At 68.5% G+C, this 11,097-nt stretch carries 10 protein-coding genes; 7 read left to right on the top strand and 3 right to left on the bottom strand.

Annotated elements, in window-relative coordinates; translation table 11 throughout:
- Positions 1–9 precede the first annotated feature (9 nt).
- On the bottom strand, positions 10–627 hold the full coding sequence (locus BLV60_RS18275) for a CDP-alcohol phosphatidyltransferase family protein (protein WP_093056683.1): 618 nt from the start codon (positions 625–627) through the stop codon (positions 10–12).
- A gap of 87 nt (positions 628–714) precedes the next feature.
- Between BLV60_RS18275 and ruvB the strand changes: the two genes are divergently transcribed.
- Positions 715–1,779 carry a Holliday junction branch migration DNA helicase RuvB gene (gene ruvB, locus BLV60_RS18270; protein WP_093056682.1) on the top strand — a complete coding sequence of 355 codons (1,065 nt, stop codon included), beginning with the start codon at positions 715–717 and terminating at the stop codon, positions 1,777–1,779.
- 6 nt (positions 1,780–1,785) lie between these two features.
- Positions 1,786–2,754: a CDF family Co(II)/Ni(II) efflux transporter DmeF gene (gene dmeF / locus BLV60_RS18265; protein WP_093056681.1), complete on the top strand. Its 969-nt coding sequence runs from the start codon at positions 1,786–1,788 to the stop codon at positions 2,752–2,754.
- Here the strand turns inward: dmeF and BLV60_RS18260 are convergent.
- A complete protein-coding gene (locus BLV60_RS18260; RefSeq protein WP_093056680.1) occupies positions 2,751–4,505 on the bottom strand; it encodes a lysoplasmalogenase family protein in 1,755 nt (584 codons plus the stop codon). The genes dmeF and BLV60_RS18260 overlap by 4 nt on opposite strands.
- Positions 4,506–4,599: 94 nt before the next feature.
- Between BLV60_RS18260 and BLV60_RS18255 the strand changes: the two genes are divergently transcribed.
- Entirely contained in the window at positions 4,600–5,469 is an 870-nt protein-coding gene (locus BLV60_RS18255; protein ID WP_093056679.1) for a UDP-2,3-diacylglucosamine diphosphatase, read from the top strand.
- A 19-nt stretch (positions 5,470–5,488) separates the two neighbouring features.
- Here BLV60_RS18255 and BLV60_RS18250 read toward each other — a convergent pair whose 3' ends face one another.
- Positions 5,489–5,725, bottom strand: a complete 237-nt coding sequence (locus BLV60_RS18250) for a hypothetical protein (protein WP_093056678.1) — start codon at positions 5,723–5,725, stop codon at positions 5,489–5,491.
- A 246-nt stretch (positions 5,726–5,971) separates the two neighbouring features.
- Between BLV60_RS18250 and BLV60_RS18245 the strand changes: the two genes are divergently transcribed.
- From BLV60_RS18245 to BLV60_RS18230, 4 genes are all read left to right on the top strand, one after another.
- Complete coding sequence (locus BLV60_RS18245; protein WP_093056677.1) at positions 5,972–7,168, top strand: acyl-CoA dehydrogenase family protein; 1,197 nt, start codon at positions 5,972–5,974, stop codon at positions 7,166–7,168.
- A gap of 9 nt (positions 7,169–7,177) precedes the next feature.
- Entirely contained in the window at positions 7,178–8,311 is a 1,134-nt protein-coding gene (locus BLV60_RS18240; protein WP_093056676.1) for an acyl-CoA dehydrogenase family protein, read from the top strand.
- A gap of 85 nt (positions 8,312–8,396) precedes the next feature.
- The gene (locus BLV60_RS18235; RefSeq protein WP_093056675.1) at positions 8,397–9,509 is read left to right on the top strand and encodes a CaiB/BaiF CoA transferase family protein; all 1,113 of its coding nucleotides are present in this window, start codon (positions 8,397–8,399) and stop codon (positions 9,507–9,509) included.
- 11 nt (positions 9,510–9,520) lie between these two features.
- Entirely contained in the window at positions 9,521–11,080 is a 1,560-nt protein-coding gene (locus tag BLV60_RS18230) for a long-chain-fatty-acid--CoA ligase (RefSeq protein ID WP_093056779.1), read from the top strand.
- Positions 11,081–11,097: the final 17 nt, after the last annotated feature.

The raw sequence follows: 11,097 nt of genomic DNA, 5'->3' as shown, positions 1-11,097 counted from the left end.
GGAGCTTGTTCAGTGGCGGCCTGCGGCGTCGGCCTCGGCCAGTGCGCGGCGGATGCGGTTGACGGTGGTCCAGGCCACCAGCACAGCAAGCAGCGGCATCAGCCAGGCCGTCCAGCCCGGCAGCGGCAAGCCCAGGGCCACGTAGAGGCCGAGTGCGCCGAACACGAAGGCCCGGTCGCTCTTGCCCAGCGGACCGTCGTAGCGGCGCGAGGCGCCCACCGTGGGGCCCAGCGCGCCGGCGAATTCGCTCAGCCCGGCCAGCACGATCACCGTGCCGACCCAGAAGCCGCTGAAAGGCAGCACCAGCGCAAAGGGCAGGTACAGTGCCGCGTCGGAGACCACGTCGGTCAGTTCGTTGAGAAAAGCGCCCAGCTTGCTCTGCTGGTTGTGCTCGCGCGCCAGCATGCCGTCGATGGCGTTGAAGGCCATGCGAAGGAACATCCAAAGTGGAATGAGCCCGAAGGCCGCCAGTGAGGGCGCCGCGAAGAAGAGCCAGAGCCCGAGCGCGACCGAAACGACGCATGCCGCCATCGTGACCTGGTTGGCGGTGACGCCCATCGCATGCAGGCGGACCACCAGCGGCCGCAGCAGGGCCTGGAAACGCGGCTTCAGTTCGTAGATCGACACGTGCTGGCTTCCCCTCGTTTGTTATGTGCCGAAGCATTCTGCCAGTCTGGCCCAAGGACTAAACTTGCCGACGCAGACCCTTACCCAATGACCATCCAGACAGACGACTTCGCGCCCGCCCCCCAACGCGTGGTGTCCGCAGCCCCCGCATCGCCCAACGAAGAGGCGATCGAGCGGGCCCTGCGCCCCAAGCTGCTCGACGAGTACGTCGGCCAGGCCAAGGTGCGCGAGCAGCTCGAAATCTTCATCGGCGCCGCGCGCAAGCGCAAAGAGGCGCTCGACCACGTGTTGCTGTTCGGTCCCCCGGGCCTGGGCAAGACCACGCTGTCTCACATCATCGCGGCCGAACTGGGCGTCAACCTGCGCCAGACCTCCGGCCCCGTGCTCGAAAAGCCCAAGGACCTGGCGGCGCTGCTGACCAACCTGGAGCCGAACGACGTGCTCTTCATCGACGAGATCCACCGCCTGAGCCCGGTCGTCGAGGAAATCCTGTATCCCGCGCTGGAGGACTACCAGATCGACATCATGATCGGCGAGGGCCCCGCGGCGCGCAGCATCAAGCTCGACCTGCAGCCCTTCACCCTGGTGGGCGCCACCACCCGCGCCGGCATGCTGACCAACCCGCTGCGCGACCGCTTCGGCATCGTCGCGCGGCTGGAGTTCTACACGCCCGAAGAGCTGGCGCTGATCGTGACCCGCAGCGCCCGCCTGCTCAAGGTGGAGACCGACGAAACCGGCGGCTTCGAGATCGCCCGTCGTTCGCGCGGCACGCCCCGCATTGCCAACCGCCTGCTGCGCCGCGTGCGCGACTACGCCGAGGTCAAGGGCAATGGCCGCATCACCGAAGAAATCGCGCACAAGGCGCTGGCCATGCTCGACGTCGATCCGCAGGGCTTCGACCTGATGGACCGCAAGCTGCTCGAAGCCGTCATTCACCGTTTCGACGGCGGCCCGGTGGGGCTGGACAACGTGGCGGCCAGCATCGGCGAGGAGCGCGACACCATCGAGGACGTGATCGAGCCCTATCTCATCCAGCAGGGCTACCTGCAGCGCACGCCGCGCGGGCGCATTGCCACGCTGGCGGCTTACCGGCACCTGGGCGTGACTCCGCCTTCGAGCCGTTCCGACGGACAAGACCTCTTTGGAGCCTGAAGACACATGCACACTCATGACCTGAGTGCCTGGCAGCACGACCACCATTTCGGCGCCGACACCGCCTCCGCCGAGCGCAGCACGCGCCTCGTGATGTGGATCACCGCCGCGATGATGGTCGTCGAGATCGGCGCCGGCTGGTGGTTCAACTCGATGGCGCTGCTGGCCGACGGCTGGCACATGAGCTCGCACGCGCTGGCCATCGGCCTGAGCGCCTTTGCCTATGCGGCCGCGCGGCGCTACGCGCGCGACCCGCGCTTTGCCTTCGGCACCTGGAAGATCGAAGTGCTCGGCGGCTTTGCCAGCGCGCTGGTGCTGCTGGGCATCGCGGCGCTGATGGTGGTGGGCTCGCTCGAGCGGCTGTGGTCGCCTTCGGCCATTCACTACCCCGAAGCCATCTCGGTCGCGGTGCTGGGGCTGGTGGTCAACCTGGTCTGCGCGCGGTTGCTGGGCGGGGCGCATCACCATCATCACGGGCATGACCACGGCCACGCCCGTGGGCACGACGATCACCACGCGCATGGCGACCACCATGGCCACGACCTGAACCTGCGTTCCGCCTACATGCACGTCGTGGCCGATGCTGCCACCTCGGTGCTGGCCATTGCGGCGCTGCTGGGCGGCTGGTTCTACGGCTGGGCCTGGCTCGATCCGGCGATGGGCATCGTCGGCGCGGTGCTGGTGGCGGTCTGGGCCAAGGGGCTGCTGAAGGAAACTGGCAAGGTGCTGCTCGACCGCGAGATGGACCACCCGGTGACGCAAGAGATCCGCGAAGGCGTCGAGACGACGCTGGCCGATTCGGAAACGCGCGTGGCCGATCTGCACGTGTGGCGCGTGGGGCGCGATGCGTATGCCTGTGCGCTCACGGTGGTGACGCATTCGATGACGCTGACGGCCGATCAGGTGCGGGCGTGCTTCTCGATGCACGAGGAAATTCGCCACTCCACGGTGGAAATCCAGCGCTGCGTCGACTAGCTCCCGCTTCTTTCTGCGGGCCGCGTGTGCCGCACGATCAGAATCTGCGCCGCGTAGTAGGTAGCCAGCACCCACAGCGACGCCAGCGGCAGCGGTGACACGAAACGGTTCGTTGCCAGCAGCGAGTCGCTCAGCATGAAGAAGCAGGCGCCCACCGCAACCCATAGCGAGGCAGGGTCCGCGCTTCGTAGCACGGCGGCCCGCCCGATGGCCTGTGCCGCCATGCAGGCGATCACGATCACATAGACGCCGACCGGCACCCGCAGGGCGACGGGCAGTCCGCCCTGCCAGAGAAACGCGTACATCCCCGCGCCAATCAGCAGCGTCGTCGCGAGCACGCCGCGGCGCGGGAACAGGCCGACCCCGATGCGGAACAGCGCGATATAGGCCAGGTGCGCCAGCAGGAAGCACACGAGCCCGGGTACGAACAGCTTGGCCGGCCCCATCAGCAGCACGTCGCCGGCCAGCGATGCCGCCAGCCCCGTCAGCAGCAGCCCGTCGAAGGTCGTTACGGCACCAGCCGCCACCGCCCGCCGCGCGGCGAAGAAGATCGCGATCGACAAAGCCAGCGGCTTGAAGACGAGGTGCAGCCAGCCGATGCCCAGCGCCGCGCTCGCCGTGGCCAGGGCCGCTGCCTCGATCAGCAGCACCTCGGTCATCGACAACCGCCCCTGCAGCACGCCGCCGATGGCCCACAGGCTCGCCGTCAGCGCGGCCAGCCAGACGGCGGCCTGCGGTAGCGGCATGGTGTCGGAGAACCACAGGAAGAATATGGCCCCCGCCAGCATCAGCATGAACTGCACGCCCGCGAACCACTGCACGGCCGGGCTCACCGCCGGTTCGTAGCGCGTCACCTTTGAAATGTCGAAGGCCGGCTTCGGAAATCGCGCCGCCACGTCCGCCGGCCGCCAGCCTGGCGGCTTGAACCACACGCGCAGCTTGTCAGCCCAGCTGCGCGCATGCCATGAATCCTTCGCCAGCGCCCAGTACACCTCGGCGTTGGCCCACAGCGGGTCCCAGCTGCGCAGCTCGCCGCGCGTGCCGTAGACGCAGCGTTCGTCTTCCTCGCGGAAGCTGCCGAACATCCGGTCCCACACGATCAGGATGCCGCCGTAGTTGCGGTCGAGGTACTTGTCGTTCACCGCGTGGTGCACGCGGTGGTTCGAGGGCGAGCAGAACCAGCGGTCGAACCAGCCCAGCTTGCCCACCTGCTCGGTGTGCACCCAGAACTGATAGAGCAGGTCGACCAGAGCCACCACGCCGAACACCAGCGGTGGCACGCCCGCCACCGCCATCGGCAGATAGAACACCCAGCTCAGCAGTGCGCCGCTCGATGTCTGCCGCAACGCGGTCGACAGGTTGTAGTGCTGGCTCTGGTGATGCACCACGTGCGCCGCCCACAGGATGGCCGACTCGTGGCCCATTCGGTGCAGCCAGTAGTAGCAGAAGTCGTAGAACACCAGCGCCAGCAGCCAGCCGTACCACGTCGTCCAGAAGTCGCGCGCTGCCTCTTGCGGAAACAGCGCCACAGCCGAATACACGGCCGTGTAGATGCCGATGCGCAGCAGCCCCGTGAGCACCGCGCTGATCTGGCTCAGCATGCCCAGGCCGATGCTGTTCACCGCGTCGGCAAGGCGATAGGTGTCTTGCCCCGTGCCGCGTCGCGCGCGTACGCGGCCGACTGCGAATTCGATCGCGATCAGCAGGAAGAAAACGGGAGTTGCGAGAACGATGATCTGGCCGGGGCGCATCGCGCGATTGTGGCGTTGCCGTCGGGCCACAAGTCACCGGGATGTCACGGAGGCGCCATCGTATGGTCACGTGGCGGTGGGAGCCTACCCGTCCATGCAACGCGACGACGCCTTCCTTCGTGCATGGCACGACACCGCGACCCGGGCCCTCGACCCCGAGGACGATGATCGCGTACGTCCACCCCTGCAATTCCGCACCCTCTGGATCTCCGACCTGCACCTGGGCACGCCCGGCTGCCAGGCTCGTGCGCTGCTCGACTTCCTGAAGCACACCGAGTGCGAGACCCTGTTCCTGGTCGGCGACATCATCGACGGCTGGCAGCTCAAGCGCCACTGGTACTGGCCGCAGGCGCACAACGACGTGATCCAGAAGCTGCTGCGCAAGGCGCGCAAGGGCACGCGCGTGATCTTCATTCCGGGCAACCACGACGAGTTCGCCCGCAAGTACCTGCATCACAACTTCGGCGGCATCGACGTGGCCGAAGAATGGATTCACGAGACGGCCGACGGCCGCAAGCTCTGGATCATCCATGGCGACCTGTTCGACGGCGTCATCCAGTGCGCCAAGTGGCTCGCCTACGTGGGCGATTCGCTCTACGAGTTCACGCTCAAGCTCAACCGCCACCTCAACTCGCTGCGTGCGCGCATGGGGCTGCCGTACTGGTCGCTGTCGAAGTACCTCAAGGGCAAGGTCAAGCGCGCGGTGAGCTACGTGGGCGACTTCGAAGTGGCCGTGGCCCGCGAAGCCCGCAAGCGCGGCGCACAGGGCGTGGTCTGCGGGCACATCCACCATGCCGAGATGCGCGACATCGACGGCATCCTCTACTGCAACGACGGCGACTGGGTCGAGAGCCTGACGGCACTGGCCGAGCATGCCGACGGCACGCTGGAAATCATCGACTGGGCGCAGCACATGCCCGTGCCGACGAAGGCGACGCCGCAGCGCGAAGCCGTCGCGGCCTGAGCCCGCCCGAGCAGGCCGGTCAGCCCTTGCGGCCGGGGTCGTTCGTCGTATGGCCGAGTTGCTCGCGCCAGGCGTCGTAATGCCGAAGCATGCTCTTGCTCATTTCGTCCATCCATAGCCACCAGGCCAGTGCGAAATTCTCGGGGCCATCGGGCTCCGGTGAAGTCTGGAAAAGGCTGGCGGGCGGTTCCGGCAGTTCGTAATCGCACAGCCGCTCGACGCTGCTGTGCGGGAAGCCGGGAATGACAGTACTCACTGCGGTGCTCCTTCGAGGGCGGCGCGTTCTCGGGCGCCCGGAACAACTCCCGCACGCATTGGAGCAGGAACCGGGACGCCGACGTATCGGATTATCCCGAATGAAAACAAAAGACTACGGAAGACGGTGGCTTTCGAGGCGCCATGCCGCGCGTGGCCGCGTTCGTCCGATCCGACGATGCCGCCGGGCCTCCGGGGGCCTCACACTCGGCCGGTGTTATTCCGACAGCAGGAGACGACAAACACCATGGCCTGGGCACTCACGGCGGCGGAGACCGCATTCCGCGACGAGGTTCGAGACTTCCTGGCGCGTGAGCTGACGCCCGAACTGCGTGCCGCGGGCCGGCGCTGCTCCGGCATCTTCACCGACTACGAATACGGCAACCGCTGGCACCGCGTGCTGGCAAAGCGCGGCTGGAGCGTGCCGAACTGGCCGGTCGAGCACGGCGGCACCGGCTGGACGCCGATGCAGCACTACCTCTTCGCGGCCGAGCTTGCCGCCGCCGATGCGCCACCGCGCGCACCCATGGGGCCGGGCATGGTCGCACCGGTGATCATCGCCTTTGGCACCGAGGCGCAGAAGCGCGCGTGGCTGCCCGGCATCCGCTCGGGCGAGGACTACTGGTGCCAGGGCTACTCGGAGCCGCAGTCGGGCTCCGACCTGGCCTCGCTTCAGTGCAAGGCGGTGCGCGACGGCGACCACTATGTCATCAACGGCACCAAGATCTGGACCACCCACGCGCAGTACGCCAACCGCATGTTCTGCCTTGTGCGCACCACCTCGGGCGGCAAACCGCAGCAGGGCATCAGCTTCCTGTGCTTCGACATTCCGGCGCCGGGCATCACCATCCGGCCGATCATCAGCATCTCGGGCGACCACGAGCTCAACCAGGTGTTCTTCGACGACGTGCGCGTGCCGGCCGACGGTCTCATCGGCGAGGAGAACCAGGGCTGGACCATCGCCAAGTACCTGCTGCAGCACGAGCGCGGCGGCGCATGGGCGCCGATGCTGCGCGCACGCCTGCGCCGGCTGACAACCGCGGCAGATGCAGCCTTTTCAGCTTCAGGCGGCGACGCACACGAAGCCGACGACATGGCCCTGCGCCTGGCCGAAGCCGAGTGCGCCATCGACGCCCTCGAGGCCACCGAGCTGCAATCGCTGCGCGCGCAGGCCCGCGGCGAGCAACCGGGCATCCGCCCGTCGATGGGCAAGGTGCTGGGCTCCGAGCTGCGCCAGCGGCTGACCGAGCTCGGCGTGGAAATCGCCGCCCACTACGCCGCCGCCGATCTGCCGCTGGACGACGGCCTGCAAGGCGAGCTGCCGATTCCCGAAGACGCCGTGTTCTCGATGTCGGCCTACCTCAACGACCGCGCGGCCTCCATCTACGCGGGCTCCAACGAGGTGCAACGCAACATCGTCGCGGCCCACTTGCTGGCGAACTGAGGTCCTTCCATGAGCACCCTCACCGAACAGGACGAAACCCTCGCGATGCTGCGCGACAGCCTCGCGCGCTACCTCGACGACAACCACGGCTTCGAGCAGCGCCTGTACGCGCTGCGCAAGGCCGACGATGCGCCTCCGCCGTTCTGGCAGGGCCTGGCCAGCGAGCTCGACCTGCTGGGCGCGGCGCTGCCCGAGTCGCAGGGCGGCCTTGGCGGTGGCATGGCCGCCCACCTCGCGATGATGGAAACACTGGGCGGCGCACTCGCTGCCGAGCCGTACCTGTCGACGATGGTGATCGGCGCGGGCCTGCTGCAGCGCCACCCCGGCGCGCAGGCCGATGCGCTGCTGAAACGCATCGTCGCCGGGCAGGTCGTGCTCGCCTTCGCGCACGGCGAGCCGCAGAGCCGGCACGACCGCGCCGATGTGCAGACCGAACTCGCGCGCGACGGCAACGGCTTTCGCCTGAACGGCCGCAAGGCCGTGGTGCACGCCGCGCCATGGGCCAGTCACTTCATCGTGAGCGCGCGCAGCGGCGCCGGTCTCTCACTGCTCGTCGTACCCAAGGAAACAGCCGGCGTGCGCCTGCGCGCCTACCCAACCCGCGACGGCGGCCGCGCCGCCGACATCGCCTTCGACGACGTGCGCCTGCCCGCTGAAGCGCTGCTCGGCGCCGAGGGCAGCGCGCTGCCGCAGATCGAGCGGGCGCTCGACGAAGCCACGCTCGCGGTCTGCGCCGAGTCCATCGGCGTCATGCGCCGCCTGATGCGCGACACGCTCGACTACGTACGCCAGCGCAAGCAGTTCGGCGTGCCGATCTCCAGCTTCCAGGTGCTGCAGCACCGCCTGGCCGACATGCACATGGCGCTGGAGCAGGCCGCCGCGCTCACTGCGAGCGTCGGCGAGCACATCGACACAGCCGACCACAACGAGCGCGCCCGTGCCGTGTCTTCCGCCAAGGTCGCAGCCGCCAAGGCCTGCAAAGCCGTGGGGCAGGGCGCGGTGCAGCTGCACGGCGGCATGGGCATGACGGAGGAACTGGCGGTCGGCCACTACGTGCGCCGCGCCACGCTCATCGAAGGCCAGTTCGGCCCGCCCGCGTGGCATTTGCGCCGCGTGGCGAAGCTGCGCCCGGCCGCAACGTAGACATCGGGGGCCCGCATTCGTCGCTTTGGACGATGCAGCCCCGCCGCCCCCGAGCCAAGATGCCTCCACAAACAGGAGACAGACCATGGCAGGTCCATTGCAAGGCCTTCGGGTGATCGAGATGGCGGGCATCGGCCCCGGGCCCTTCTGCGCGATGCTGTTCGCCGACATGGGCGCGGAGGTGGTCCGCATCGAGCGCCCCGGCACGCGCACCGCGCCGCACGACATCCTCGCGCGCGGGCGCAGCACGCTGCAGGTCGACCTGCGCGCGGAAGGTGCCGCGCAATCCGTGCTCGACGCCATCGAAAAGGCCGACGTGCTCATCGAAGGCTTTCGCCCCGGCGTGATGGAGCGCCTGGGCCTCGGCCCCGCCGAATGCCATGCGCGCAACCCGCGTCTGGTCTATGGCCGCATGACTGGCTGGGGCCAGCACGGCCCGCTCGCGCATGCGGCCGGCCATGACATCAACTACATCGCCATCAGTGGCGCGCTGCACGCCATCGGCCGCGCGGGCGAGCCGCCGGTGCCGCCGCTCAACTACGTGGGCGATTTCGGTGGCGGCGCGATGCTGCTGGCCTTCGGCATCCTCGCCGCACTGCACGAGACGAAGAACTCCGGTCAGGGCCAGGTGGTCGATGCCGCCATGACCGATGGCGCGGCACTGCTGTCGGCCATGATGTACGGATTCAAGTCGGCTGGCCAGTGGAGCAACCAGCGCGGCGAGAACATGCTCGACGGCGGCGCGCACTTCTACGACACCTACGCCTGCGCCGACGGCAAGTACGTGGCCGTGGGCGCCATCGAGCCGCAGTTCTACGCGCTCATGCGCGAGCGCTGCGGCATCGCCGACGACACCGCCTTCGACGCGCAGATGGACGCCGACCGCTGGCCGCTGCTCAAGCTGCGCATGGCCGACGTGTTCCGCACCCGCACGCGCGACGAGTGGTGCGTGCTGCTCGAAGGCAGCGACGCCTGCTTCGCGCCCGTGCTCGACTGGGACGAGGCCCCGGAGCATCCGCACAACGTGGCGCGCGGCACCTTCGCCAACGTGGGCGGCGTGGTGCAGCCCGCGCCCGCGCCGCGCTTCAGCCGCACCGCGCCCGTGGTGCCGCCGGCCACGGCGCGCGACGACGGCCTCACCATGCTGCGCCGCTGGGGCGTGGCGGCGGATGCCATCGCACCCCTGTGCGGCGCCTGAAGGAGCCCCGCATGTTCCTCACCCAACCCCTGCTCAAAGGCCGCCGCGAAAACGCCCGGGCCACCGCCGTGGTCTGCGGCAACACGCGCCTGGACTTCGGCACCTTCACCGACCGTGTCGCGCGTCTGGGCGCAGTGCTGAAGCAGCTCGGCATGGCGCGTGGCGACCGCGTCGGCATGATGAGCCTCAACTCGCACCGCTTCGTCGAATACTTCTTCGGCACCTGGTGGGGCGGCGGCGTCATCAACCCGGTCAACATCCGCTGGAATCCGAAGGAGGTCGCGTACTCGCTCGACGACTGCGACACCCGCATCCTGCTGGTCGACGACCTCTTCGCGCCCATGGTGCCCGCGCTGCGTCAGCTGTCGAAGTCGCTGCGCACCGTGGTGTATTGCGGCGACGGTGCCGTGCCCGAAGGCATGGCCGGCTACGAGGCGCTGCTGGCGCAAGCGCAGCCCATCGACGACGCACCGCACAGCGGCGACGAGCTCGCGGCCATCATGTACACGGGCGGCACCACTGGCCAGCCCAAGGGCGTGATGCTCACGCACGGCAGCCTGTGCATCAATGCGCTGGGCACGGTGGCGGCATTGCCGCGCGACACGCACGACGCGGCCGCCATCGTCGCGGCGCCCATGTTCCACGTGGCCGGCTGCGGCGTGGCGTTGCAGAGCCTGCTGCGGCAGATGCCGGTGCACGTGGTGCCGATGTTCGACGAGCTGGCCGTGCTGCAGACCCTGCAGTCGGCGCGCATCACAGAGATGTTCCTGGTGCCGACCATGATCAAGCGCGTGATCGAGCATCCGCGCTTCGCCGAATTCGACCTAACGAGCCTGCGCCTGCTGTCATACGGCGCGGCGCCCATCGACGCAGCACTGCTCGACCAGGCCATGCGCGCCTTTCCGGGCACCGCGTTCGCGCAGGTGTACGGCATGACCGAGCTGTCGCCCGTCGTCACCGCGCTGCCGCCGCACTGCCACCTGCCCGGGCCCGACCGCGAGCGCCTGCTGCGCTCGGCGGGCACGCCGATCTCCATTGCCGAAGTGCGCATCGTCGACGGCGAAGACAACGAGCTGCCCCACGGCCAGGTCGGCGAGATCGTCGCGCGCGGCCCCATGGTCATGAAGGGCTACTGGAACAAGCCGGAGCAGACCGAGGCCGCGCTGCGCGACGGCTGGATGCACACCGGCGACGGCGGCTACATGGACGAGCAGGGCTTCGTGTACGTGGTCGACCGCATGAAGGACATGATCGTGAGCGGCGGCGAGAACGTGTATTCGGCCGAGGTCGAGAACGCCATCGCGCAGATGCCGCAAGTGCTGATGTCCGCCGTGATCGGTGTGCCCGACGACAAGTGGGGCGAGTGCGTGCATGCGGTGATCGTGCGGCGCGAAGGCATGGCGCTGGAGGCAGAGGCGGTCATCGCCCACTGCCGCGAGCAGATCGCCGGCTACAAGTGCCCGCGCAGCGTGGAGTTCCGCGACGCGCTGCCGCTCTCGGCGGCCGGCAAGCTGCAGAAGTTCCAGCTGCGCGAACCCTTCTGGGCCGGCAGGGAGCGCCGCGTTGGCTGAGCCCCGCCAAGACCGCA

The organism is Variovorax sp. YR634 (genome assembly GCF_900106655.1).
Taxonomy (GTDB): domain Bacteria; phylum Pseudomonadota; class Gammaproteobacteria; order Burkholderiales; family Burkholderiaceae_C; genus Variovorax.
The sequence above is the reverse complement of the archived record's forward strand: the minus strand, read 5'-3'. Positions and strand labels throughout refer to the sequence as shown.

Excerpts from the sequence above, each read along its gene's own strand:
- BLV60_RS18255 (WP_093056679.1), top strand. The coding sequence starts at position 4,600 with ATGCAACGCGACGACGCCTTCCTTCGTGCATGGCACGACACCGCGACC.
- BLV60_RS18235 (WP_093056675.1), top strand. The coding sequence starts at position 8,397 with ATGGCAGGTCCATTGCAAGGCCTTCGGGTGATCGAGATGGCGGGCATC.
- ruvB (WP_093056682.1), top strand. The coding sequence starts at position 715 with ATGACCATCCAGACAGACGACTTCGCGCCCGCCCCCCAACGCGTGGTG.
- BLV60_RS18230 (WP_093056779.1), top strand. The coding sequence starts at position 9,521 with ATGTTCCTCACCCAACCCCTGCTCAAAGGCCGCCGCGAAAACGCCCGG.
- dmeF (WP_093056681.1), top strand. The coding sequence starts at position 1,786 with ATGCACACTCATGACCTGAGTGCCTGGCAGCACGACCACCATTTCGGC.
- BLV60_RS18245 (WP_093056677.1), top strand. The coding sequence starts at position 5,972 with ATGGCCTGGGCACTCACGGCGGCGGAGACCGCATTCCGCGACGAGGTT.
- BLV60_RS18260 (WP_093056680.1), bottom strand. The coding sequence starts at position 4,505 with ATGCGCCCCGGCCAGATCATCGTTCTCGCAACTCCCGTTTTCTTCCTG.
- BLV60_RS18240 (WP_093056676.1), top strand. The coding sequence starts at position 7,178 with ATGAGCACCCTCACCGAACAGGACGAAACCCTCGCGATGCTGCGCGAC.